Annotated in this window: 23 protein-coding genes and 1 tRNA gene; 9 read left to right on the forward strand and 15 right to left on the reverse strand. The window is 45.3% G+C overall.

From position 1 onward, the window contains the following. Positions 1-117: 117 nt before the first annotated feature. Together AB4133_RS13210 and AB4133_RS13215 are read left to right on the forward strand one after the other, a co-directional pair. Positions 118-208: transfer RNA gene (locus AB4133_RS13210), tRNA-Ser, on the forward strand. Between the two features lie 191 nt (positions 209-399). Then, entirely contained in the window at positions 400-627 is a 228-nt protein-coding gene (locus AB4133_RS13215) for a hypothetical protein (RefSeq protein ID WP_029236461.1), read from the forward strand. Positions 628-735: 108 nt separating this feature from the next. On the opposite strand, the gene AB4133_RS13220 is transcribed toward AB4133_RS13215, so the two are convergent. Together AB4133_RS13220 and AB4133_RS13225 are read right to left on the reverse strand one after the other, a co-directional pair. Then, the gene (locus AB4133_RS13220; protein WP_017069196.1) at positions 736-2,070 is read right to left on the reverse strand and encodes an MATE family efflux transporter; all 1,335 of its coding nucleotides are present in this window, start codon (positions 2,068-2,070) and stop codon (positions 736-738) included. A gap of 262 nt (positions 2,071-2,332) precedes the next feature. Beyond that, positions 2,333-3,307: an AraC family transcriptional regulator gene (locus tag AB4133_RS13225; protein ID WP_017071579.1), complete on the reverse strand. Its 975-nt coding sequence runs from the start codon at positions 3,305-3,307 to the stop codon at positions 2,333-2,335. A gap of 92 nt (positions 3,308-3,399) precedes the next feature. Here AB4133_RS13225 and AB4133_RS13230 point away from each other — a divergent pair, with 92 nt between their 5' ends. Together AB4133_RS13230 and AB4133_RS13235 are read left to right on the forward strand one after the other, a co-directional pair. Further along, entirely contained in the window at positions 3,400-4,755 is a 1,356-nt protein-coding gene (locus AB4133_RS13230; RefSeq protein ID WP_017060556.1) for a serine hydrolase, read from the forward strand. A 66-nt stretch (positions 4,756-4,821) separates the two neighbouring features. Beyond that, complete coding sequence (locus tag AB4133_RS13235) at positions 4,822-5,613, forward strand: hypothetical protein (protein WP_017060557.1); 792 nt, start codon at positions 4,822-4,824, stop codon at positions 5,611-5,613. Between the two features lie 103 nt (positions 5,614-5,716). On the opposite strand, the gene ppsA is transcribed toward AB4133_RS13235, so the two are convergent. Then, the gene (gene ppsA, locus AB4133_RS13240) at positions 5,717-8,089 is read right to left on the reverse strand and encodes a phosphoenolpyruvate synthase (protein ID WP_372224719.1); all 2,373 of its coding nucleotides are present in this window, start codon (positions 8,087-8,089) and stop codon (positions 5,717-5,719) included. A gap of 178 nt (positions 8,090-8,267) precedes the next feature. On the opposite strand from ppsA, the gene AB4133_RS13245 reads away from it, so the two are divergent. Continuing rightward, on the forward strand, positions 8,268-9,101 hold the full coding sequence (locus tag AB4133_RS13245) for a pyruvate, water dikinase regulatory protein (protein WP_372155758.1): 834 nt from the start codon (positions 8,268-8,270) through the stop codon (positions 9,099-9,101). Positions 9,102-9,260: 159 nt separating this feature from the next. On the opposite strand, the gene grxB is transcribed toward AB4133_RS13245, so the two are convergent. From grxB to AB4133_RS13260, 3 genes are all read right to left on the reverse strand, one after another. Continuing rightward, a complete protein-coding gene (gene grxB, locus AB4133_RS13250) occupies positions 9,261-9,893 on the reverse strand; it encodes a glutaredoxin 2 (protein WP_102394180.1) in 633 nt (210 codons plus the stop codon). A gap of 347 nt (positions 9,894-10,240) precedes the next feature. Further along, positions 10,241-10,399: a hypothetical protein gene (locus AB4133_RS13255; protein WP_004733064.1), complete on the reverse strand. Its 159-nt coding sequence runs from the start codon at positions 10,397-10,399 to the stop codon at positions 10,241-10,243. Between the two features lie 164 nt (positions 10,400-10,563). Continuing rightward, positions 10,564-11,544 (reverse strand): Gfo/Idh/MocA family protein, encoded by a 981-nt coding sequence (locus tag AB4133_RS13260; protein ID WP_372155757.1) that lies wholly within the window; start codon positions 11,542-11,544, stop codon positions 10,564-10,566. 219 nt (positions 11,545-11,763) lie between these two features. Between AB4133_RS13260 and AB4133_RS13265 the strand changes: the two genes are divergently transcribed. Both AB4133_RS13265 and AB4133_RS13270 read left to right on the forward strand, forming a co-directional pair. Beyond that, the gene (locus AB4133_RS13265) at positions 11,764-12,246 is read left to right on the forward strand and encodes an N-acetyltransferase family protein (RefSeq protein ID WP_372224721.1); all 483 of its coding nucleotides are present in this window, start codon (positions 11,764-11,766) and stop codon (positions 12,244-12,246) included. 2 nt (positions 12,247-12,248) lie between these two features. Further along, positions 12,249-13,022, forward strand: a complete 774-nt coding sequence (locus AB4133_RS13270) for a murein L,D-transpeptidase family protein (protein WP_017064906.1) — start codon at positions 12,249-12,251, stop codon at positions 13,020-13,022. Positions 13,023-13,126: 104 nt separating this feature from the next. Here AB4133_RS13270 and AB4133_RS13275 read toward each other — a convergent pair whose 3' ends face one another. The 7 genes from AB4133_RS13275 to AB4133_RS13305 form a co-directional block, all read right to left on the reverse strand. Further along, positions 13,127-13,864, reverse strand: coding sequence for a sulfite exporter TauE/SafE family protein (locus AB4133_RS13275; protein WP_017069205.1), 738 nt, complete (start codon positions 13,862-13,864; stop codon positions 13,127-13,129). A 160-nt stretch (positions 13,865-14,024) separates the two neighbouring features. Further along, entirely contained in the window at positions 14,025-14,744 is a 720-nt protein-coding gene (locus tag AB4133_RS13280; RefSeq protein WP_017067272.1) for a glycerophosphodiester phosphodiesterase family protein, read from the reverse strand. Between the two features lie 56 nt (positions 14,745-14,800). Beyond that, positions 14,801-16,111, reverse strand: coding sequence for a sn-glycerol-3-phosphate ABC transporter ATP-binding protein UgpC (gene ugpC / locus AB4133_RS13285; RefSeq protein ID WP_372224723.1), 1,311 nt, complete (start codon positions 16,109-16,111; stop codon positions 14,801-14,803). Continuing rightward, positions 16,101-16,943 carry a sn-glycerol-3-phosphate ABC transporter permease UgpE gene (gene ugpE, locus AB4133_RS13290; RefSeq protein WP_372224724.1) on the reverse strand — a complete coding sequence of 281 codons (843 nt, stop codon included), beginning with the start codon at positions 16,941-16,943 and terminating at the stop codon, positions 16,101-16,103. The genes ugpC and ugpE overlap by 11 nt, the downstream gene beginning before the upstream one ends. Positions 16,944-16,981: 38 nt before the next feature. Beyond that, a complete protein-coding gene (locus AB4133_RS13295; protein ID WP_017060567.1) occupies positions 16,982-17,863 on the reverse strand; it encodes an ABC transporter permease subunit in 882 nt (293 codons plus the stop codon). A 242-nt stretch (positions 17,864-18,105) separates the two neighbouring features. After that, on the reverse strand, positions 18,106-19,398 hold the full coding sequence (locus tag AB4133_RS13300; protein WP_372224726.1) for an extracellular solute-binding protein: 1,293 nt from the start codon (positions 19,396-19,398) through the stop codon (positions 18,106-18,108). 304 nt (positions 19,399-19,702) lie between these two features. Further along, complete coding sequence (locus tag AB4133_RS13305; RefSeq protein WP_017071587.1) at positions 19,703-20,305, reverse strand: 2OG-Fe(II) oxygenase; 603 nt, start codon at positions 20,303-20,305, stop codon at positions 19,703-19,705. Between the two features lie 385 nt (positions 20,306-20,690). On the opposite strand from AB4133_RS13305, the gene AB4133_RS13310 reads away from it, so the two are divergent. Next, entirely contained in the window at positions 20,691-21,479 is a 789-nt protein-coding gene (locus AB4133_RS13310; RefSeq protein ID WP_372224727.1) for an MBL fold metallo-hydrolase, read from the forward strand. Positions 21,480-21,625: 146 nt separating this feature from the next. Here the strand turns inward: AB4133_RS13310 and AB4133_RS13315 are convergent, their stop codons facing one another. Continuing rightward, positions 21,626-22,054: a RimK/LysX family protein gene (locus tag AB4133_RS13315; protein ID WP_004740039.1), complete on the reverse strand. Its 429-nt coding sequence runs from the start codon at positions 22,052-22,054 to the stop codon at positions 21,626-21,628. A 32-nt stretch (positions 22,055-22,086) separates the two neighbouring features. Next, complete coding sequence (gene rimK / locus AB4133_RS13320) at positions 22,087-22,992, reverse strand: 30S ribosomal protein S6--L-glutamate ligase (protein WP_004740040.1); 906 nt, start codon at positions 22,990-22,992, stop codon at positions 22,087-22,089. Positions 22,993-23,594: 602 nt separating this feature from the next. Here rimK and AB4133_RS13325 point away from each other — a divergent pair. Then, positions 23,595-25,379 carry an SgrR family transcriptional regulator gene (locus tag AB4133_RS13325; RefSeq protein WP_372224729.1) on the forward strand — a complete coding sequence of 595 codons (1,785 nt, stop codon included), beginning with the start codon at positions 23,595-23,597 and terminating at the stop codon, positions 25,377-25,379. Positions 25,380-25,534: the final 155 nt, after the last annotated feature.

A 25,534-nucleotide genomic window follows, 5' to 3' on the forward strand; every position in this document is an offset into this window, starting at 1 on the left:
ATCGCCAGGCTTTAAATTTATTTTCACTTTTTTGAAAGGTGAAGACAAAAGGTATCGTTACTTGCATTAGCAAATAACAACCTCAACAGTGTACTAATCTGTTGATGACAATTTGTTGGAGGGATGGCTGAGTGGTCGAAAGCACCGGTCTTGAAAACCGGCAACCGTTAATAGCGGTTCTAGGGTTCAAATCCCTATCCCTCCACCACCATTGAAAAGCCCGCTGAGAAATCAGCGGGCTTTTTTTGTCTGAAAATCATATGAAAACAAGTGTTTATCTTTCAATGCATGTATTAGCATAGGGAATTCGGGTATTTAAAATAACTTCCTTTTAAAATGGTCCCGAATGAAACTGAAGTACTGCAGTTTTAGGCTGGTGAAGTACTTTGATACAATGGAATGATTAACTCATTTATGTTGATTGTTTTCGTTGGCAACCGCTGCTTAAGGCGTGCCGCCATACTCGATTGCGTTTGGCAACTGCGTCCTCGGTTTGATGCTCCTAGCTATGCCGGGCGATTAGAAAGCTTTGAATGGTGGCATTGGGATGATGAAACACTAGCAGAAATATTGCCACCATTCCAAAAAGATTGCGGTGAGTTTTTGGCTTACTTTGAGCAAGTCTAACCCCAATATATTTTAAGTCTGAAACTAAAAAAGCAGCCTAAGTGGCTGCTTTTTCGTTTAATAACTTTATAGCGGTTTAGCTGGCAAGCCGTTTAGTTCGCTAACTGATTAATTAGAAAGCTTAGCCTCGACTTGCCCAAGTGCGCGTTGGTACATAAACCAAGCACATGTACCGGCAAGCACATTACCCACCATGGCACCCCAGAACAGGCCTTCAATACCAGCAAGCTGCGAACCAATCCACAAGCAAGGCAAGAAGAAGGCGAACAGGCGCAGTGCTGATATCGTTAAGGCAGTATAAGACTTACCAAGCGCATTCGAGATAGAAACCATCAGCATACAGATACCCAACGGCCCTAAACTGATAGGAACGATAAGTAAGTGGTAGTTCAAAATGGTCGAGACTTCGTCTTCGCTGGTCATGAGATTTGCCAACCCGCCAGAGAACATCCAAGTTACCAGTGCGATCACCAATTGGAATCCTAATACAAACATCACGGCAATCTTCACAAGACTACGTATGTTCCCTAGGTTCTTTTCTCCCAACATTCGGCCAATCATAGGTGGCATCGACATAGTCAGAGCAAGCACTGCAACAATCGAAAAGAACTCAAAACGTGAACCTAGCGCCCAAGCTGCAACGGCTGCTGTGCCGTAGCCTGCAAGCAGTTTGGTGGCGAGCATCGAAGAGACTGGTGGCAGTAGCTGACTGATCATCGCAGGCCCCATGATGTTTCCTATAGAACGAATACTCTTGCCGATATCAAGATCGTGCCAGTCGAATGTCATCCAATGCTTCTTAGTTACCTTAGGAGCAACGATAAAGATACCCGCACCGAACGCCAAGATGGTCGCAATCGCGGCTCCGTTGATGCCCATGTCGAGCGTGAATATGAAAATCGGGTCCAATATCAAGTTGATGATGCTGGTCGCGATCATCATCGAACCGGGCAGCATGGTATTACCATTGGCACGACACACACTGTAGAAAAAGTAGAGCAGTGCGCCTGTCCAAGAGCTTACCAGCCAATAGATCCAGTAATAATCAATGATCGGTAGTACCGTCGGTGGTGCATCGAGGAGTTGTAAAATAGGACCACGCAACAGATAGATGATGACCGAGAACAGCGCGACACTCACACTGCCCATCGCAACGACTAATCCGCCGAGCTGTTTGGCATAGCGTATCTCGTTAGCCCCAATAGCTCTCGCGATCACAGCCGTTGTCGCGATGCCTAGTCCGACTTGAATCCCGATAATGATCATCTGAATTGGTAGCGTGAAGCCTTGAACCGCGAGCGGCAGTACGCCTAACTGGCCAATAAAAGCACTGTCTACAAGTTGGAAGCTCATCAGGGAGAGCACCCCAAACAGCATTGGCCATGTCATTGTATAGAGTTGTCGGCCAAGAGAAGGCGAGGGAGTTGCGGTCGTAGAATTCATAACACTCTTATCAGTCTTGAAGGTAGGTTTGTCGTAGTGACAATCCACTCAATGAAGAATTGCGTAAAGGATAACGTAACGTTAGCTCGATACCAATAAATGTCATTAAATCTATCGATATTACCTTTACACAGTTTCATCGGTATGTGAGCATTGTGCAATGTAACTTTATGCGTTCGCTTATTGAAATTTAAGGTGTCGTATCTTGTTTCTGAGTTTTATATTAGCGGATTGGGTCTAAAGGTTTTCCATTCGACTATTTCTAATGTTTCGCTTTATCCCGATAACTTGGTGGCGTGACTCCAACCCAACCTTTGAATGCACGATTGAAATTACTCAAGTCGCTGTAACCCACTTGCCAACTGATGTCTTGAACAGAAAGGTTGGTCTCTTCAAGTAGCTGTTTTGCTTTAGCTTCCCGAACTTGTTCTTTGGCTTGTTTAAAGAGAATGTTTTTGCTCTTCAGGTTTCTCTGCAGCGTTCGTTTTGTCATGCCGAGCATGGTCGCAAACCACTCAATATTGAACCAAGGTAGAGTCGCATAGGTGTCTATTAATATCTCGACAGCGTGATGCCAATCTTGGGTACTATTTCGTTCTGAAATGGCACGATAATCATCGGGCAGCGGAATCGAGAACGCACCGTATTGCTCTTCAAACTGAATATCAGAATCAAAGAAATGCTTAGGTAATTTACGTGCGCTGTTGTTCTTAGAGACCAACTTGGCGTGTGATGGTTGCCAGCGACTGTCAATGAACTTACGGCATAGGCTAATCACGGTCAGGGCGCGAAACCATTCTGCTTGTTCAAAACCTGAGGTCGATGGGTGATAGCAACTTCGATGACACAGCCACCACAATCCATCGCTTTTTTCCGTCCATATGGTGACGTGATTACTTAAGGTCGATATTTCAGTAATCAAGCAGCGTACCGCTTGCTCGAGAGAAGTGCATTGTTCAATTTTTCGGTCTAGCTCAGGTGACAATTGCTCTAGAGAGGCCTTACGTCCAACCTCAATCCCTATCGAATAGCCAAACTTACGCTCAAGGCCATGAATGAAGCGAATCACGTCTTGTGTAGGAAGCCATTGATTGGATTGTGTCAGTTCAATGGGTAGACCGCACGCAACGGCGACGGTGCGCCAATCCAGTCTATGTTTGTCACAATACTGAATATATGGAGCAATGTTACTGGTCGAAGTGAGCAGTATGCTGGTGGTGTTCGATGATGCTTTCATTGTTTTGTGCCTACCATTAAATGTCATCAAGTGACCTAATTAAGTGTAGCGCATCTCCCTATACTTTTCCTAACCCAAACAGGAGAACAATTATGAAACTTAAACACATTGCCGTTCTAGTATCGTTAGCGACCCCATCATCATTTGCTCTTGCAGCAAACCCAGTTGAAGAAGCTCTGAAAGTTGAAGGTGCTCAAGTTACCTTGACCGTGAAAGAGGCGAGCACAGCATTTACCCCAAGTTTTACTGACTCAGCTCGTGAGTTATTCAATAACTTTCATTGGCAGATGGGCGGCGACCACAGCGTTTACTACAACATGCACATGAGTGAGTTTCTACCAACGGCACTGGCGGCTCCAAACGAAGAGTACAAGCCTTTAGTCAAAAATATCGACCCACGACTCGCTGCACTGAAAGTTGATACTGAAAGCAAAGGTCAGTTGACAATGGATGAGTACTTGGCGGATGAACAGTTCCGTACCCAAGGCTTTATGTTGATTCACAAAGGGGAGATCGTTTACGAAGCTTACCCAGGTATGAAGCCGACAGATACGCACGTTTGGGCATCTACAGCAAAAACGACGGTTGGCACAGTGATCGCAATGTTAGTGGAAGAGGGCAAAGTCGACCCTGAAAAAGAGATCGCTGAGTATGTTTCTGAATTGAAAGGAACGAACTGGGATGGCATCACAGTACACCAAGTTCTGAACATGTCGACCGCGCTAGACAATGAAGAGACATTAGAGTCTATCTTGAACCCAGACTCTGATGTGGTGCGTTTCTTTGCGGCATCGTTTAACTCACCTCGTGCAAAAACGGGTGAAATGGAAACTTGGATGGAAGTGGCTCAAGGTGCACAGAAACTGGAAGGTGAAAAAGCCGGTGACCATTTCCGTTACGCATCTATCAACACCATGGTGCTGACTAAGTTAGTTGAAAACGTTGAGAACAAAACTTGGACTCAAGTATTCGAAGATCGTGTTTGGTCAAAAGTGCACGCACGTCAACCAATGCAATTCAACTTGACGCCAGATGGCATGGCGATCGCGGTTGGCTTGGTTTCATCAACGGTAGAAGACATGGCTCGCTGGGGAACACTATTTACACCTAGCTGGAAAGCGGTGGCTGATGAGCCAGTGGTGTCACAAGCTGTGATTGATCGTATCCGCAACGGCGGTGATCCAAAAGCATTCGTAGGTACTAGCAAAGAGAGCAGTTCACTGCACGCATACAACGAAAAAGCAGACTACAACGCATACCAATTTGATTTCATTTTCAATGACGGTGCAATGTCGAAAAGTGGCAACCTAGGCCAATTTATTTACATCGATCCTGCACGTGACTTTGTGGGTGTGATGTTCTCAACCAACCCATACCACTCAGGTTTTGGTGAGAATAAAGGCCCTGCACTAATGCGTTCGGCAGCAAAACTACTTGCTGACAAGTAATCTATTTATTACCTAACAGGATGTTCCAGGCTTCAAGGAGGAAGCAAACGACTTTCGAGAGATATAATGAAAAAGTTTGCTCTATTAATCCCGTTGAGTTTAGGTCTAGCCCTTCCTGCACATGCCGATTCAGATTCCGAACGTGTTATCGATCCTGCTGATGTCACTAAAGTTTATACTCAAGCTGCATTGATGCTGAATGGTAGTTCAGATATCCAATTTCAAGGGCAAGTTTCTGGCGGTTTAGAAAACGGTCAGCAGTTTGCCCTACTGGCCGAAGGGACGTTTGTCGATGAAAGCAACACAGCGCTTCGCGATCCAGACAAATTCGGTACAGAGTACAGCAACTCTAGAATTCAGTACTTCCACGTCTTTGAAACAGGGACGAAAGCTACGCCTAAAGTGGGTCTTTCATTAGATTATATTAATACGCGCAACAGTATTAAAAATGACTTATTGTCGGTTGGCGGTGTTGTTGCGATTAATCCAGCTTATACCGGTGGATTCCTGGTATTTCCAAGAGCAGGACTGATGACTGGTAGTATGGAGATCCCTGGCGTCACTTCATCTAAAGATGATTTAACGGGATACTCGCTTGGTTTGATTACCGCGAAGCATCTCGGTGACTCTGGCGCTTATGTGTCTTTGGTTCCTGAGTGGCAAGATCTTTCTGGTGATGATATCGACATGCAAAACTTCTCATTTAAAACATCGTTAAATGTGCCGATGAACACTGCAAGAACTTGGTGGTTGAATACGCGCTATGACATTACCAAAGCGGATGTTGATGTGAAAGGTGTGCCAATGCCGAATGGTTGGCAAACCGAAGCTTGGGTTGGTGTGAGATACTACTTCTAGCGCTCTAGCCAGCTAATTTGCAAAGAACCTAAAAAAGCCAGTCAACGTGACTGGCTTTTGTCGTTAAGGTACCGCGTGAAGCGTTACTTATTTACTTATTTACTTATTTATTAGCAACGTTACCTAGCTTCAACCACGTATCGATAACCGTATCCGGGCTTAGTGAAACAGAGCTGATGCCTTGCTCCATTAACCACTCTGCTAGGTCGTCATGGTCAGATGGGCCTTGGCCACAAATGCCCACGTATTTACCCGCTTTGGTTGCTGCATCGATCGCCATTTTCAGCATTGCTTTCACGGCTGGGTTACGCTCATCGAAGAGGTGTGCCACGTCACCTGAATCTCGGTCTAGGCCAAGCGTCAGCTGTGTCATGTCGTTTGAACCGATAGAGAAGCCATCGAAGTACTTCAAGAACTCATCAGCCAAGATTGCGTTCGATGGTAGCTCACACATCATGATGACTTTCAGACCTTGGTCGCCACGGCGAAGGTCGAATTTAGCCAGAATGTCGATAACCGATGCCGCTTCGCTTGGAGTACGAACGAATGGGATCATGATTTCAACGTTCTTAAGGCCCATTTCGTTGCGAACGCGTTTGATCGCTTGAGTTTCTAGCTCGAAACAGTCTTCGAATACTGGTGAGATGTAACGAGATGCACCACGGAAGCCCAGCATTGGGTTCTCTTCATGCGGTTCAAACGTTTTACCGCCGACTAGGTTGCTGTACTCGTTCGACTTAAAGTCAGACATACGTACGATCACACGCTTAGGCCAGAATGCAGAAGCGATAGTCGCGATGCCTTCTGTTAATTTGCTTACGTAGAAATCGATAGGATCTTTGTAGCCACGAATACGTTCGTTGATTTCCGCTTTTAGCTCATCCGTTTGTGCATCGAAGTTAAGCAGCGCTTTAGGGTGAATACCGATCATCTTGTTGATGATGAATTCTAGACGAGCAAGGCCAACACCTTCGTTCGGGATTTGTGCAAAGTCGAAGGCACGATCTGGGTTACCCACGTTCATCATTACTTTGGTTGGTAGCATTGGTAGCTCATCAACCTCAGAACGTTTGATTTCAAAATCGAGTTCGCCGTTGTAAACGTAGCCTGTTTCGCCTTCTGAACATGACACTGTCACGGTATCGCCATCGTTTAGGCTGCTTGTTGCTGTACCACAACCAACAATCGCTGGGATACCAAGCTCGCGAGCAATGATCGCAGCGTGACAAGTACGGCCACCACGGTTAGTCACAATCGCAGACGCTTTCTTCATCACAGGTTCCCAGTCTGGGTCTGTCATGTCAGTTACCAGCACGTCGCCTTCTTGAACCAGTGACATTTGGTCTAGAGAATCAACCAAGCGAACAGGGCCAGAGCCGATACGCTGACCGATAGCGCGGCCTTCAACCAAGACATCCGCCTTATTGTTTAGCTCGTAACGCTCGATAACGTTTTGATCGCTTTGAGAACATACGGTTTCTGGGCGAGCTTGAACAATGTATAGCTTGCCGTCGATACCATCTTTCGCCCACTCGATGTCCATCGGACGTTGGTAGTGCTTCTCGATGATCATCGCTTGTTTTGCTAACTCTTTGATCTCTTCATCGTTGAGTGAGAACTGGTTACGCTCTTGCTCGTCAGTATCAATGATGTCGACTTGCTTACCGATCTCTTGATTGGTCGAGTAGATCATCTTGATCAACTTAGAACCAAAGGTCTTCTTCACGATAGGCTGGTGGCCTGCTTCTAACATTGGCTTGTGCACGTAGAACTCATCTGGGTTCACTGCGCCCTGTACAACCATTTCGCCAAGACCCCAAGAAGAAGTGATGAACACGACTTGGTCGAAGCCTGACTCAGTATCAAGCGTAAACATCACACCTGAAGAGGCTTTGTCTGAGCGAACCATGCGTTGTATACCCGCAGACAATGAAATGCCACGGTGGTCAAAGCCTTGGTGTACACGGTAAGAGATAGCGCGGTCGTTAAAGAGTGACGCGTAAACGTGCTTGGTTGCTTCGAGTACCGCATCGATGCCTTTCACGTTAAGGAAGGTTTCTTGCTGGCCTGCGAAAGAAGCATCTGGAAGATCTTCTGCGGTTGCCGATGAACGAACCGCTACAGACAATTCTTCGTTGTCTTCAATTAGCTCACGGTAGTTCTCACGGATATCTTGCTCTAGTGATTCTGGGAAGGGGGCATCTAGAACCCATTGTCGAATCGTTGCACCTGTCTTACGCAGTGCGTCAACGTCTTCAACATCAAGTTCATCAAGTAGTTGGTGAATGCGCTCATCAAGACCTTTGTAATCAAGAAAGTCGTTAAACGCATAAGAGGTGGTAGCAAAACCATTAGGTACAGAAACACCAGCATTGGACAGGTTAGAAACCATCTCGCCCAGTGAGGCGTTCTTACCGCCGACTTTGTCGACATCTTCCATGGATAGGCCATTGAACCATAGGGTATTATTTTGCATTTATTTCTCCAGAAACATAGCAAGCATTGTAGGGATTTAAAGGCAAACGATTACGTATCAGTTTAAAAAAATGTAAATTATTTTTTAAAGCTGTGGGGGACGTAATAGTCAGCAGGGTTTCGTTATATATATTATGGTTCCCATCCTACTCAAAATAATTTTAAACATTAAATAAAAAATGCAAATTGATATCCAAAGTCGTGATGTATTCTATGTTTCTGATGGAACGGCCATAACATGTGAGACTTTAGGGCATGTTGTTCTAGGTCAATTCCCTTTCAAAGCCAATGAAAAAACCTTTCCGTTTGTGGAAAGTGAGGACAAACTTTCTGATTTATTAAAAGAGATTGAAATTTCGTATCGTGATACCGGATTAGAACCGCTAGTGTTCTTTTCGATTGTGATACCTGATATCAAAAACAAATTGCTAGAAGCGCCCGCGCACTGTTATGACGTGTTAGAGAGCATCGTGCAGAAAGTACAGGATGACATTCAGATGGCGCCTGTTCCTAAGTTGCAGCGCTCACGCAGTGTAAACAAGGACTCGGTGAAGTATTTCGACCGTATTGCTGCGATTGAGTACACGCTCGCGCATGATGATGGCATCACGCTAAAAGGGCTGGAAGAAGCCGACATCATCTTGTTGGGTGTTTCTCGAAGTGGCAAAACACCAACAAGTTTGTATATGGCGATGCAGTTTGGCTTACGCGTAGCAAACTACCCATTTATCCACGATGACTTGGCACGCTTAAAGCTGTTGCCAGAGTTTGAGATTTACCGACATAAGCTGTTTGGTTTGACCATTGATGCAGAAAGGCTCACTGAAATTCGTGAGAACCGCTTAGCAGGCAGCGAATACGCCAGTGACTCACAATGTTTGTATGAATTGCAAACGGTAGAGGCGATGTTCCGTCGAGAAGCGATACCTTACATCAACACCTCTTCACTATCGGTTGAAGAAATTTCGACACGAATCTTGGAGCGAACAGGTTTGAGAAGGCGTCTGCTGTAAGACAAAGCCTTAGAGAAATAGAATGGCCAGATAAAAGAAAATCGAAGCTCGCAGTTTACACCTGAGAGCTTCGATTTTTTGTTTGTGCTCGTTGTAGTCGCTTGCGAGTCAGAGCTTGTTTTCTTAATCAGAGCTTGCTTTCTTAATCGAGATAGCTTTCTAGCGAAGTAAAGACAGCTTTAGCGTTTCACTTTTCTTTTCTAACCAGCGTTCAAGTGCTGGTGGCCATGTGATGCTTGGTTCTACGCAAAAGCCACGAAGCATCGAGAAATACACCGCTTGATCGACTAGAGGCAGTGATGACTCACCATTCTCTAGATCCAGTAAGAGTTCGGCATCTTTCAGTAATGGGTTAATCAGTTGAACGAACTGAGGCGTCTTTTCTAACAGTTCTTCAAAGTTAAAACCTTCGGTCTCTTTACTGGCACGCCAAGCTTCTTTAGCTCCAGCAGAGCGATATTCAGCCAAGTCGAGGTTCCACCAACGTGGGCGTCCAATCTGTTGAGTAAGAGGGAATGCGCGAGTTTGGAACACAGTCACTTGCTCAGATGGCACACGCTGTTCATCGCTTGATTTCAAGTCCATGAAGTACGCGATGATATCTAGGCTCTCTGCCATGATAGAGCCATCGTCTTTTTGTAAGACGGGTACCATCTTTTTACCGATCAGATCGATAAGGGTTTGGGCATCATCATAATCGACAGAAACAAGCTCAATGTTCAAGCCTAGCGATTGAGCAATGTAGGAGACTCTTGCACAGAAAGGGCAGTGATCGTAAATGTAAAGCTTCATAGCTTCCCTCATTCGGGTCTTTCTTAGTATAAGATGATGCTAATGTACCAGAAACTTTCGCAGACAATAAGCCTTTGTTAACAAGAACTATTCACTGCGATTAAGTGCACGGGAATATCAAGAGAACGATGAGAATAAGCACCTAGTGTAGAAACTCGTTGCCTAATTCTATTGTCAGTTGAGTGCGGTTTTATTGTAACGAGTAAGCTAATGAGAAAGCTGGTGGGTAAATGACGGGCATAAAAAAGGCTCTGGCTGCTTACTCTAATGCAGAAGAGTGAAGTCAGCCAAAGCCTCAATTTTGTTACCTTTAGTAGAGTGACTACTAAAAGGGCAGAGTGGTTAAACTATGCTTTTTTAAGATCTTGCGCTGGGTAAGTAAGCGTCATTGCGCCTTCTACCGTTGTAACGTGAACGTAGCCGCCACCAGCACTTAGGCCAGTTACTACCATTTCACCTAGTTCAACACCTTTTGTTGCTACAACGCGATCATCAACTGAAAACACTTTACACACCTTCAATAAATTAAATAAATACGATAGATATCGAACGCGGATTTAAACAGATGGGACCTCAATCAACTAATCCGGTTATTTGTCGTAAAGATTAAATTCAGTTATGTATAAATAATTATGTATTAAAAATCAGTTTGTTAACTTACGCTGTGACGTTATTTATCCGCTGGATACACTACACCAACTTGTTGGCGCATCTCTGTAATTAACTTCGCAACCGTTAAAGCGCGCAGTTGGGCCTGCGCTTGTGTTGCGTTGTCGCCAGTAATGCAGCTAGCAAAGGCCTGCGCTTCGTAACTCATGGAGTTTTCGCTTTGTGCTTGAGTAAGGTTTTCTACCGTGCCATCGCGGTAGCGGATCTTAACGTCAGTACATTCAGCGATGTGATCGATGATGATCGCCCCTAATTCACCTTGGATCTCGCTTGGCGCATAAGAGTCGCTGACTTTGGAGTGCGCAAGGGTCACATCAAACTCAGGGTATTGGAAGATCGCACAGCCATGAGCATCGACACCTGAATCAAGTAGCTTTGCAGAAGCCTGTGCGTTTTCAGGTTTGCCAAATAGCGCGACTGTCGCGGCAACACAGTAAAAGCCAATATCGACCAATGAGCCGTTAGAAAAAGCTGGGTTGAAGGTATTTGGGTTCTCGCCGTTTAGGTATTTTTGGTAGCGCGATGAATACTGGCAGTAGTTGATGTGTGCTTTATGTACCTTGCCAATCTTTTCTAACCCAAGTTGAACTTGCTTAAAGTTCGGTAGGAATTGAGATTTATACGCCTCAAACAGCACCACACCGTTTTTCTCAGCGACTTCGAACATGCGTGTTGCTTCATCAATATTTGATGCAACCGGCTTTTCACAGATAACATGCTTGCCGTGTTCCATCATGAAGATAGATTGCTCGCAATGCAGTGAGTTAGGGGAAGCGATGTACACGGCTTCTACAGTGTTGTCATTGGCCAATGCGTCGAGTGAGTCATACGTGGTTTCAACGTCAAATTCTTGGGCGAACTGTGCCGCGCTGTCTAGATTTCGAGAGTAAACCGCAGCAAGTTGCATCGATTGAGATTCGTGCGCAGCTTGAACAAACTTTTGTGTAATCCAATTGGTTCCAATTACAGCAAACTTAATCATAGTGGTTTCCAGTCGTTAGTCGTCGTTAGTATATTGATTCTGCAGAGATAGTAGCACTCAACGGCTGGCAATGTGCCTGAGATTTACGGAACAATTTCCCTAAACATAGTGCCTAATATTAATGTTCAGCCTTCACAGAGCGTCTGAGTTGACCAGTGTAACGGTGCACAACTAAGCCATTTTTGCTAAGGTGTTATTGAATTCAAACAAGGTGATGATATGCAAATCCGGACGGCCAAGGTAACTGATATTAACGCGATCTTAGCGCTCTCTGAGCAGATAAACCGTCAACATCATCTTGGTGCGCCTATGGTATTTGCACCAGCGTCACAAGGCTTGGCCGACAGTGAAGAGTATTGGTTAGGTTTGATGCTTGACCCACTTGGCGCTTTCTTGGTTGCAGTAGACGACAAGCAAGTCGTTGGCTTTTTAGCGGGTAAGGTAACGCAGAACAAAGGCGTCAGTTTTATTCAGCCGCACAAGGTGGCAAGGGTCAATACGATTGTGGTGAAAGATCAGGTTCAGAGCAAAGGTGCTGGTCGAGCGTTAATGAAGTCTTTTAATCAATGGGCGCAGGCGAGAGGAGCGATAGAACTTAGGTTGGAGGTAATGGAGTTTAACCAACAAGCTCAGGGTTTCTATGAGTCGTTAGGAATGGAAACTCAGTCACGAACCATGTCCATGCGTTTTGAGGAGATCTAAAGGTGCGTCTGTTTCTGCCTTTATCACTGTGTTTACTGTTTGTGGCTTCGAACGCGAATGCTGAGCAAGTCGTGGTCGAGAAAATAGTCTCTGACGCGACCGCTATCGAAACCATCGTATTCGAGTCTGCACCGGCTCATTCTCAACGTGTCTCAACGTCTTCATCTAACTCAACCTCTTCCACGAGCTCAAACTCCGAGCATGTGATTATTGTGGATGATGTTCTTAACAGTAGCCCTGATGAAAAGGTAGCTCAGTTTTCTCAAGGGTCATCGAAACGTCCACCTCAAAGTTCCTCTCGACAGTTTTACAACGTACCGGATAGCGCATCTGAGATAGATTCGCTGTCGCAAGTGGTTACGTTAGTTAAAGTCGATAAATCGAAACGTAGGATGTATCTGCTAAAAGGTGAAGAGGTGATTCAGGAGTTTCGTATTGCGCTAGGCAAACAACCGAAAGGGCATAAACGCTTTGAAGGGGACAACCGAACGCCGGAAGGGGAATACCAGCTCGATTATGTGATGGAAGAGTCGGACTTTTATCGCTCAGTACATATTAACTATCCGCAACCTTCGGATATGCAATGGGCAGAGCAAAATGATGTAGATCCTGGAGGAAACATCAAAATCCATGGCATCAAAAACGGCGAGCGTCGTTCGCCGAGCTTTATTCAAAGTTTTGATTGGACGGATGGCTGTATCGCGTTAACCAATCAAGATATGGATGAGTTTCTCCAACTTGTAAAAATGGGTACCCCTATCCATATCGAATGGTAGTCATTGGTACCCAGTTTTCTTAATCACTTTCCGCAGTCAATTAGCGCAATCAATTCGCGAAACCAATTCGTAAAAGCAACGTCCAAAATTAAACGCTAAAGCCGTTACAGTAAGACTCGACCTGCACTGAATATTGCAATCACAATCAGCAATGCAATGGTGACTGGCTTAAACTTCGCTCCACCAAATCTTTCGAACAGTTTAGAACCCACATAACCGCCAAACATGCTGCTTGGTAGAAGCGCGAGAGTCAGCCAAACTACATCGCGGTCGACTAACCCAGCGATAGATGCCGAAACAAACGCAGTGGAATCAGCCAATACAAAGAAGGCTATCAGGCCTGCTCTGGCAATGTGCGGAGCGACTGGGCTTGCTAATGCATGAGTGCCAATTGGAGGCCCTGACATCGAAGCCGCGCCGTTCATTACACCCGCAAGGCTTCCTAGAATATAGGGAGTAAATCTAGGTTCGCTTTTGTACTGGAAACCTTTGTAGATCATAAGTGCAGACGCAAAAATGAAGGCACTGATGATCAAGATGATCGTGTCTTGGCTAACGGATTTTAGCAGAAGTAAGCCGACTGGTGTGAAGGCAAAACAAGGGATAAATACCTTTAAAACCCAGCGCCAGTTAACATGCTTTCGAACTTTAGGCAGTAATTGAACATTGCCTAGGAGATCGATCAACATGAAGACGGGAACCAGTTCGATAACAGGCTCGAATAACGCACTTAATGGCAATGCCACTAAGGTGAAACCGAAACCTGAGAAGCCACGAACAATAGCGGCGAAAATGAAGATTGCACCCAAAATTGGGAAGGTTGGACTAAAAATGAGATCCATAAATTAAGTAACCAATGAAGCTGTCTGTATAGAGCGAGCTAATGAAACCAAGTGAGTAGCGGAATGTACTCCTACTCACTTGTGTTTGCTACCTAATTTTAAGGTTTCCCGAGAGTTAATTTTAAAGTCTCTCGGGGTTGTTTTTGCGGTATTTGTTTGGTCAATTTATAGAGGTAAATTGATTCGGAAAATCAGTGAATACGGCATCTACTTTTGAGATGAATTTGAAGTGAGACGGATCGTTTACTGTGTAGCACCAAGTTTGAATGTTTGCTTCACTCAGTGTATCAAGATCGCTCTGATTCACATGCTCGTAGTTCATGTGACAGCTGAACGCTTTAACCTCGTCAATCAACATCAAGTCGGCTTGAGTCAGTTGCTCGGTGATCAGACCTACGCGGTATCTCGGCAGGTGACGAGCCATTTCAGAAACGACTTGATGGCTGAAACTTGAAAGCAGCACTCTGTCGGTGTCTAGATTTGAACGAATCAACTCGGTATGCAGCAAATCAACGACATGAGGCGCTTGATGTCGACTGTCGACTTTGATCTCTAAGTTCACGCTGAGATCATGCTGTTCAGCAAGCGCGAGCAACTCTTCCAACGTCAATATTCTTTCACCAGCGAACTGCTCAGACTTCCAACTGCCAAAATCGAGCTGACGCAGTTCTGCAAGGGTGTGTTCGTCGACACGACCCTTGCCATCGCTGCAGCGCTCAAGGGTGTGGTCGTGGCAAACCACAAGTTGATCATCCTGAGTTGGCTGAATATCTACTTCAATCCATTTCAAGCCGAGTTTAGCGGCTTGTTCAATGCTTGCTTTGGTATTTTCTGGGTGAGTACCTGCTACACCCCGATGACCTACGATGATAGACGACATAATTAATCCTTCTTAAAGACGCACCGTAAAAACGCATTAAATATCAGTGTACTCGATTAAGCGAGAGCCGTCGTTATGCTTGTCGTCTCTTCGCGTGACTCTTGTGAAGTAAAGTTATTCGGCTGAATACGCTTCCCACGACTGTCAAAAATATGCAGGTTGGATTTATTAATGCTTACTCCGAGCGGCAGTACTTGGCATAGTGTCGTTTCTGGCGTGACGGCGATAAAGGGTTGGTCGTTCACCAGGCCATGAACCAATTGATTCGGCCCCAATGGCTCAACCACACTGATACGCAGTTCGAGAGGCAAGGTGTTCATTTTTAATTCGGAACAAACCTCAGAGTGTTCAGGGCGAATGCCAAGCGTGATAGTCGCGTTCTTAACGTGCGCGTACTCTGGCAGGTACATTTGTTGATCACCGATTTCAAGATAGCCATCATCGAGCGTGGCAGTTAGGAAGTTCATCGCGGGGCTGCCAATAAAGCTTGCCACAAAGGTACTGGCAGGCTGGTGGTAAACTTCTCTTGGTGTGCCGACTTGTTCTATCTGACCTTTGTTGAGAACCACGATTCTATCTGCCAGTGTCATGGCTTCGACTTGGTCATGAGTCACGTAAACACTGGTTACGCCTAGCTCGCGTTGTAGCTTTTTGATTTCTAACCTCATGTGAGCGCGCAATGAGGCATCTAGGTTAGACAAAGGCTCGTCAAACAGGAACAGTTGAGGGTCGCGTACAATCGCTCGTCCCATAGCAACGCGCTGGCGCTGACCACCCGAAAGCTTGGCTGGCTTGCGATCTAGGTATTCTTCGATCTTTAGTGTCTTGGCGACTTTCTCAATCTTCTCTTCAATTACGTGTTGGCTGACACCTCGGTTCTTTAAACCATAAGCGAGGTTTTTGTATACCGTCATGTGAGGGTAGAGTGCGTAATTTTGAAAGACCATTGCGATATCTCGTTGAGCTGGCTTTTCGTTATCAACACGGCGGCCACTTAAGTGAATCTCTCCGCCAGAGATACTTTCCAGCCCCGCTATTGAACGTAGGATAGAAGACTTGCCGCAACCCGATGGGCCAACCAACACAAGAAATTCACCCTTTTCGATATCAAGCGAGACATCTTTCACTGCACGATGACCGTTCTCATAAGTCTTTACCAAGTTTTTGATGCCGAACATGGTAGGTGCTTTGTGCGTATGGTTGTGAGTGGCTTGGGTGTGCCCTAACGTTTGTTTTAACTTTGGCATCGGGGTGTCCTCTGTATTTTTGTGGATAGCTTGGTGAGAATGCAGGTGAGACATCTTGTACTCAGCGAGTGATTGAATGCGGTTATCGTTCATTTGATTTTTGTCGTTATTATTTTTCACTTTCTACTAGCCCTTTTACAAACCAACGTTGAAATACAACCACCACTAAAACGGGTGGCAACATAGCTAAAATCACCATGGCAAAAACATAGTCGTAGCGCGGTAAACTGGTTTCATTGATGTTGTTGAGTACTTGTTTGATACCCATCACGATGGTGTTGTAGCCTTCGTCCGTGGTCATCATGATTGGCCACAGATATTGGTTCCAACCCACCACAAACATGATGATGAAGATTGCGGCAATCATGGTTTTAGACAGTGGCAATAAGATGTCGACAAAGAATCGAAATGGACCTGCGTTATCTAGCTGAGCGGCTTCTAACAATTCATCGGGGATGGTTTTGAAGAACTGCCTAAAAAAGAACGTCGCGGTGGCTGAGGCGATCAAAGGCAGAATTAAACCTGTGTAGCTATTAAGAAGCCCAAGCCCAGCGACAACCTCATAGGAAGGGATAATGCGCACTTCTAATGGCAGCAAAAGCGTCACGAAGATCAACCAGAACCAAGCTGTAGCATAAGGCAGTCTGAAGTAGACCAAAGCATACGCAGCCATCATCGAAATGATGATCTTACCGACCGCAAAACCTAGCCCCATGATCATCGAGTTGGCGATCATTTTGCTGGCGGTGACTTCGCCACTGAAGCCCATGCTTTTGTTCCAAGCTTCGCTATAAATGGCCGTAAAGTTATCGCCTGGTACCCATTGCAGGCCTTCGCTGACAATGGTGTTCGGGTTATGCGTCGAGCTGGCGAAGATTAGCCAGATAGGGACCAACATGAACAGCATCCCAGCAATTAGAATTAGGTGGTCATAGACCTTATTACTTTTCATAAATAACTCCTGTCGCGTTAAAACCTAGCTGTGGTGGGCTAGTAGTGAACACGCTTTTCTACAACGCGAAACTGGATAAATGTAAGAGTGAGTACCAGTAGCAACAACACAACTGACTGCGCAGAGCTGCCGCCTAAATCTGCGCCAACAAACCCGTCTCGATACACCTTGTACACCAACGACGTTGTGCCGCCACCTGGGCCGCCATTGGTCATGGTGTCGATCACGCCAAAGGTTTCAAAGAACGAGTAGGTGAGGTTGATGACCAGAAGAAAGAAGCCTGTAGGTGCGAGTAGCGGGAAAGTAATGGTCCAGAAACGTTTTGAGTCGCTGACACAATCGAGCATCGCCGCTTCTTTTACGGCGTAAGAGATCGATTGAAGCCCAGCCAGAAAGTAGATGAAATTCACCGAAACCTGTTTCCAAACCGAAACCAAAATCAGAGCAAACGTGGCATCCAAAGGGTCGGTCTGGAAGCTAAAGTCCCAACCTATAACCGCAAATATCTCGGCAAACACGCCAATATGTGGGTTAAACAAGAAAGCACCGATTACGCCTGCAATCGCAGGGGCAACCGCGTAAACCCAAGTGAGAGTGACCTTGTAAGCGCCTTGTCCGTGAATGATGTTGTCGGCTTTAACCGCGAGCAGTAGCGCTAAGGCAAGCGATAAGAAAGAGACCACGATTGCGAACATTAATGTGAAGCCAATCGAGTTCAGATACTCGCTCGATTCGAATAGCATCTGATAGTTTTCGAACCATACGAATATCGATGAGGTGCCCCAAGGGTCTTCTAGCATGAAGGACAGGTAAACTGCCTTTGCCGCAGGGTAGATAAAGAAAACCGCAATGATGAGTATCTGAGGCGCCAAAAATAGGTAAGGCAGCGGAGAGTGAAAGAATTGCTGACGTCGTTCCACAGGGTAATCCCCAAAAATTAGTGACTGTTATCACTGTTAGTTACGGTGAGCACTAGCGCTATAGCAAAGGAATGCATCCAGTTGAGTTGTAGTTTTTGGAGCAAGAAATGGCGCTAGTGAAGAATCTCCTCACTCCTTGCCATTACGTTTTTAATGACGCAGTGACAAGTGGTGAGGAGCAATGAACGGCTTTGGTTTGTTAAGCCTTTAGCTCAGTAATCTGCTTTGGTTAAAAAGCCAAATTAGTTCATCGTACGAGCGAAGCGTTTCAGCAGTTTGCTGCTCTCATCTTCGACTTTATCTAGGCTATTCTCGACGCTAGAGCGGTCAGCGAAGATATTGTCGAACTCACGATGCATCACTTCACGAATTTGAGGGTAGTAACCTAAGCGGTAGCCCTTAGTCCATTCGCCCGATTTTAGGCTTAGCTGCTTAACGCCCACTTCTGCATCTGGTTGTTCGTTGTAGTAGCCAGACTCTTTCGCTAGCTCATAGGCAGCCGTTGTTACAGGTACATAACCAGTGGTTTTGTGCCAGTAGACTTGAGTTTCAGGCTTAGTCAGGTAATCAAAGAACGCTGCGACACCTTTGTCTTGTTGTTGGTCATGGCCATTGAGTGCAAACAGAGCTGCGCCGCCAATGAAGGTTAAGCCTGCGTCTGGGTTAACCGATTTCCAGTATGGAAGGTATGTGGTGCCGAGTTCGAAAGGTACGCGGTTACGTAAGCCACCGAATGAGCCTGAAGAACCCATCCACATCGCCACTTCTTGGCGCTCGAAAGGGGTTTGGTTTGCATCCCAGTCGCTGCCGTAATACTTGTAGTAACCTAGATCTGACCACTCTTTCATCTTGCTAACGTGCATCATCATGTCTTTGGTGTTGAACATGATCTTAGTGGACAAGCCATCGTAGCCGTTGTTTTGATCTGCGACTGGCAGGTTGTGGCGAGACTTAAAGTTCTCGAACATGATCCACGGCGTCAGAGATTGAGAAAACGCGATGTGTCCTTCAGCCTTCAGTTTCTTAGCGACCACTTCTAGTTCTTCATAAGTTTTAGGCGCGTCTGCACCCACTTCCGCGAGAAGATCTTTGTTGTAGTAAAGAACCGGTGTCGAACTGTTGAAAGGCATACCAACCATCTTGCCTTGGTTGTCGGCATAGAAGTTACGAACGCCCGCTAGGTAGTCGTTTGAATTAAAGTTGTAACCCGACTCAACCAGAATATCCTGTACCGGTTTCGCGACGTCTTTCGCGTTCACGATGGTTGCTGCGCCTGCATCGAAGACTTGCAGAATATTGGGTGCTTCACCTGCTCGGTATGCCGCGATACCGGCTGTTAAGGTCTCTGTGTATGAACCTTTGTAGATTGGCGTGATCTCGTAATCATCTTGTGACGCATTAAAGTCGGTCGCAATTTTGTTTACTGTTTCTCCAAGCTGGCCGCCCATTGCGTGCCACCAAGTGACTTGAGTCGTTGCGAACGCTGGCATTGCCGCTGTCGCAGAAAGAACGCCTGCCAAAATTAGCTTATTCATCTTCGTTTCCTTTTGGATGAAATCGATGTCGAGGTATTGGATTAGAGTGTTAACGAGACGGTAGGGGTGTCGTTTGAAGCTATCTTGAACAGGGCGTATTTCACTTAAGTGGCTAAACCGTTTCACTGATATGAAAGATTCATTTCGATTTCATTTAAGAGAAAGTTATTGATGGTTTTAATATTTATTGCGTGCGGTTTTTAAGAGGTATGTTGTTCAATACTCGCTCAATATTTGTTCCATAAAAAAGCCTCTCGAAGGAGAGGCTTTGAATAAGCTAGAGCTTGTTATAATCGGCTTTGTTCTAGTGTGCGATATCGAGTTGGTTGTCTTTCACGCCGTTAATACGGAACCAACCTGCAATACTGAATCGCTCTGTGTTTGTCGGCAGTACCTCGTGTGGGAACTGTTCAGATAAGAACACAAATAAGCGGCCTGACTTTGGTGGAATGGTCGCGATGTGGTTGTCTTTTAGGTCGTAAACCACAAGTTCACCAGCGTCTTCTTCTGTCCACTCATCATTCATATAGAACACAGTGGTCAGGCGGCGGTTTTCATTGCCCTTGAAACAGTCTAAGTGCTTCTGGTAGAAGTCGCCTTTTTCGTATTTAGCAAAGTGCGCTTCGTACTCGAACAGACCCAAAAAGAACGCTTGGTTTGCCGCTAAACGAATTTGTTCCATTTTGTCTAGGAACAGAGATGCTGGCTGACCCATATCGCGGCGCACCCATTGAATCTTGTCACTACGAATGGTCGACTCTCGCGTTACTTCATCGTTACGGCCAATCCTAGCCTTTTTCCAGTTCTCTGGAATGCAATCCCTCAATGCCACCACTTCTTCTTGAGTTAAGAAGTCATCCCAAACGAAATAACCTTGGGTAGAAAGAGCATCGATTAATTGGTTCATGTATAGCACTCAGACAATAAATTAGAGGCGCATATATAGTCCTAATAACTCAGGCCAACAAATCACATGTTTTGTCGTCACGATAAAACATGTGGAGGCTAGAGTAGCAAGGCCTATAGAGTAAGGTTTACGGCAATGCGGGCATTCGATAATGCTGAAAAATATCGGATGAAATTGATGGCAATCTTTGGAATTTGTTCCTGTGCACTGAGTTGAATTGGAATTGAGTAATTGAGTAATTGAGTAATTGAGTGAATACCAATAGAAATCTTGATTCGGGTTCTCTATCCGGTTTTAGATTGTTGTCTTTAACAAAATGATCACAATTGAAGTTGAATTTGCTATTGTATAGGTCTGACCAGTTGTTTTATCACAAGGAGCGGTTTTGCAGCTGCATACCATCAAAGGCTATATCCAAGACATGTATCTCGTAGAGTACCCAGATAGGTTGCTGTTACTTGATGGTGCGTGCCGTGCGGATATTCCTCATCTTAGGGCTTTCATTGAAGATGAGCTTGGCCGTGAATTTAGCGACCTACATACTGTGGTTGTTACACACATGCATCCGGACCACGCAGGGGCAGCGCATACGCTCAGAAAGCTGACTAATTGTCATTTGGTGGCAGCAAACAGAGACAAAGATTGGTATCACGGCATCGATGGCATTTTGATGCACCTGACCGACTTAGCGCTTGCTAGGTGGATGGCGAACCGCTTAGGCAAGCCTAAAGCAAACCTATGGTATTCAAGAAAGTTAAAGCCGGACTACAAGCTGTCTGATGGGGATAGTATTCCAGGGTTTGATGATTGGTTGGTTCTTGAAGCACCGGGCCATACCGACCGTGATCTCTCGGTCTATTGCCCATCACACAGCGTGGCTTATGTTGCCGATTTAATGGTCGAGGTTAAGAAGAAGCTGATTCCGCCGTTTCCTATCTTTCACCCTAATAAGTATCGAGCGTCTGTATCGCGCATTTATGACATGCAGCTCGATACCTTGCTGGTGGCGCATGGTGGGCAAGTCGATTTCAGTCAGAAGGCTTTTGAACACCTGCTGATGAGTGCCCCAAGAAGGCCTGTTACACATTGGCGAGTGACGAAAATCAAAACCAAGAAATTACTTTTATCGATTGGGCGATTTGGTTTTCAATCTCATGGTAAATCGAAGAAATAGATCAGAAGTCTGAATGCAAAGTCGTGTATTCAGAGCTGAAAGTAGAAATAGAAAAATAGATAGCAATAAGGCCAGTCATGAGACTGGCCTTATATCGTTGTGAGTAGCTTTAGTTATAACCTGTGGAGCGGTTACGATGACTCGGATTAGTGAGTCAGCAGGAATTCACCCGCAGGGTCAACAATCACTTTGTCACTCATGCCTTGACGTCCAAGCAACATCATGTAAGTCATGTCTTGACGGTTGCTTAGCGTGATATCGATCGGCCATTGTTGGCCACCGATTCTTAGCATGGTTTCAATCACGCAACGGTGTTCAACTTCGCCGTTAGATGATTTAATTTTCTTACTTGTTTTCAGTTTCGCCTTGCAGCGCACCGTCTCTTCTAGGTGATAAACGTCTGGGTGAAGGTCGAACTCTACGAATTTCTCACCATTTGATTTAACACATAGTAGATTGTCTACGTGTAGAGAAGAGGTTTTAGCCCCTGTATCAACACGTGTATGTAGTCCAGTTATCCCTAACTCTGGTAAGCAAAGTGCTTCGGTATTCCCTATGATCATTTTATTGTTCATTTTCTTTCCAATCATGAGTTATCGGTATTCAATCAGCCCTTGCCACGAGTACGGTTAGCGTTTGGTTTTGCATTCTTCTCGATGAATTCGAAAATCATGTCTGCTACATCTTTACCCGTTGCTTTCTCGATGCCTTCTAGGCCTGGAGAAGAGTTTACTTCCATTACTACTGGGCCGTTCTTAGATTGTAGGATATCTACACCACATAGGTTTAATCCCATGATTTTCGCTGCATTGATTGCTGTTGCGCGCTCTTCTTTGGTTAGTTTAACCAGCTGAGCAGTGCCGCCACGGTGCAGGTTAGAGCGGAATTCACCTTCACCAGCTTGACGCTTCATTGCAGCAATTACTTTGTTGCCAACAACAAAACAGCGGATGTCTGCGCCATTTGCTTCTTCAATGAACTCTTGAACCAAGATGTTCGCTTTTAGGCCCATGAACGCTTCGATAACGCTTTCTGCTGCTTTGTTTGTTTCTGCTAGTACAACGCCGATACCTTGAGTGCCTTCAAGAAGCTTGATCACAAGTGGCGCGCCGCCTACGTTTTTGATCAGGTCTTGAATCTTGTCTGGGCGGCTAGCGAAACCTGTTTTTGGTAAGCCAATACCTTTACGAGACAACAGTTGTAGTGAGCGCAGTTTGTCGCGAGAGCGACTGATTGCTACTGACTCATTGATACAAAAAGTGCCCATCATTTCAAATTGGCGAACAACCGCAGTTCCGTAAAAGGTAATGGAAGCGCCAATACGTGGAATAACAGCATCGTATTGAGGTAGCTCTTCACCCATGTAGCGAATCTTCGGATTGTTACTCGCGATATCTATATCACAGTGCAACGTGTCGATAACATCGACCTGATGACCACGTGCTTCTCCAGCCTGCTTTAGACGAGCGGTAGAGTATAGATTTTCGTTGCGAGAAAGAATTGCGATACGCATGGCGTTTCCTTAGTTAATACCTGATTGGTAACTGCAAATAAATTAGTTGTTAGCTGAGCTTTCAGTTTTTTCTGAGGCTCCTTGCTTGCTTCGGGGCGAACCTTAAGGCTTTTCGTTCAACTAAGAAAACGAATTAAATTTGTCGAGTCGACAACGGAAATTTATCGATTGTGTGAGCTATTGGTACAGCAGGCTTGAGAGGGGAATTGGAATGGAAAAGCGAGTTGAGACCTAACTCATATTGGGGGTAGGAGCATATTAGGTTGTACCCAACTCGCGTTTACTCGGTGCTAAAAAGTGTACTAATAACGCCAGTTACATAGATCTAAAAGTGTTCGTAGTGCTTCTCTTTCGAGCTTACTGCAGGTGCTTTTTAGCTTGTTAAGATAGTATTTTCTCATGGTCATTACTCTCTCTGGTTAGGCTTTATTTACAACCTATGGTTTGTTGCTGACCCGTTCATTATGGATAATTAAGAGGAACTAAAAAACAGATGTTATTTTTATTGGTTGTTCCTGTTTTGGTCGCATTACACTACTTTTTGATGAATGTGTTTTATAATGGGCTTAATTAGGAAGAGCTATCTTTAAAAGGTTCATTATTTGTCTGATCTAAACATGATGCGTTACTACACGCGGCTAGAGTCGTTCGAGCCAAACATTTCTCATTCAGTCACCCTAGCCGAAGTAGCGGATATGCTGTTTACAAGCTTGCGTCACGCTCGAACCTTACTTGGTAAGATGCATCAAGCTGAATGGGTGGTGTGGGAGCCAAAAGTTGGCAGGAATCAACGCTCTAACTTAACACTGCGTTTTAGCAATTCAGAGTTGGCGCAGCATGTTGCAAGTAAACTGATAGAGCAGGGCAAGTACGGAAAAGCACTTTCCATATTGGATAATGACCGCGCTGTGTTTGGTTCTTTACTGCAAGAAACTTCCGGCGCGACCATGCGTGAAGGGCTGCTGCACGTTCAATTAACCTATAAGCGTAAGTTTGAGGATTTGTTTCCGCACCATATACACCGCAGTAGCGAACGATTTTTGATCAGACAGGTTTTTAGCTGCCTAGTGACGTGTAATGGTAAAGGTGAGTTAAAGCCTGAATTAGCTCACCATTGGGAATATAACACCGAGCAACTGGTTTGGACTTTCTATCTGCGCCCCGGTCTGACTTTTCATGATGGTCAGCCAGTAGATGCCAAGCAGCTGGTTGCTTTGTTTACTGCTTTACAAGCTCTGCCTTTCTATCAAGCTGAGTTAGATCATGTCGCTTCCATCTACAGTGAGCAGCCATTAAGGATCAGTTTTAAATTAACCCAAGCGGACACAGGTTTTGCGGGGTTGCTTGCTGGTGTTAAGTATTCGATTCAACCCGCCGAGCAAGTGATGCGTGAACCATTACCATTGAGCTCAATGTCTCATGCTGTGATCGGTACTGGCCCTTTCAGAGTGGTTGAAACCAATAGTGAGCGCATCAAGCTCTCGGCATTCGAACACTTTTACGGGTGTCGCTCTTTAACCGATGAAGTGACTATTTGGCAGTTTGAAGAGTCGATGACTGGTAGTGCTCGATTCGATGATAGCCAGATGCAGGTGTCACCTTATGAAGACTCCGCCTGTTTTCACCAATTAGGGAAAAGCGACACCGAGCTAGTCTCGGCTGAAACTGACGGGCTTCGTAGTCGAATCGAAGATGGTTGTTTGTTTGTTCTGTTCAATCAAAACTCAGCAGTGAATCCGTTAAGCGACGAGCAACGTAAGTACCTATCAGCCCTTGCAAACCCTCAGGCTATTTTGGCGCAACTGGAGCAAAACCAAGGATTATTCAGTGTCTCTTTGGCTCAGAACATATTGCCAAGTTGGCAGAAGCTGTATCGAACGCCTTCCAGAGAGAGCGAGTTGCCTAAGAAATTGAGCATTGCGGTATATAACTACTATGCCCTTTATCGGTGTGCCATTTCCGTGTCGGACATCCTTAAACGACATGGAGTGGAAGTTGAAGTGAACACCTATAGCTTTCGAGAGTTGGCGCTGCTTTCTCAGCGGGGCGATTTAAAAGAAGATTTGGTATTGTGTAACCTGAATCTCGATGATAATGCGCCATCTTCGCTGTTCTCGTGGTTGATGAATGACCCTGTATTGCATTCCGCGCTCGGAGAGATGAACAGTGATTGGCTTAAACAGCGCTTAGATCATCACAAAGCCTCAGTTGAACTGCCGAATTACTTGGCAGAGTTGGAGCCTGTTGCATCGACGTTGATTTCTGATTATTGGCTAGTGCCTATGTTCCATCACCTACAAACCGTGCGTTTTCAAGGCATTTTGAAAAACGTGGCCATTACCAACTGGGGATGGCCAGATTTCAAGAATGTATGGTCTGCTGATTAACCTTTCTTACTAGCTAAATAACTAAGTTAACTCGTTGCCAAAATTGGTTTTTCCAAAATCGACTTTGACACGCTTACGTCTAGATAAATTAAAAATTACACTCGGTGGTTTACTTTTTGGTTTTGGCATATAAACTAGTCGGTGTAGTTTATGTG

This window comes from Vibrio sp. 10N.286.52.F8, assembly GCF_041468745.1.
Lineage (GTDB): Bacteria > Pseudomonadota > Gammaproteobacteria > Enterobacterales > Vibrionaceae > Vibrio > Vibrio crassostreae_C.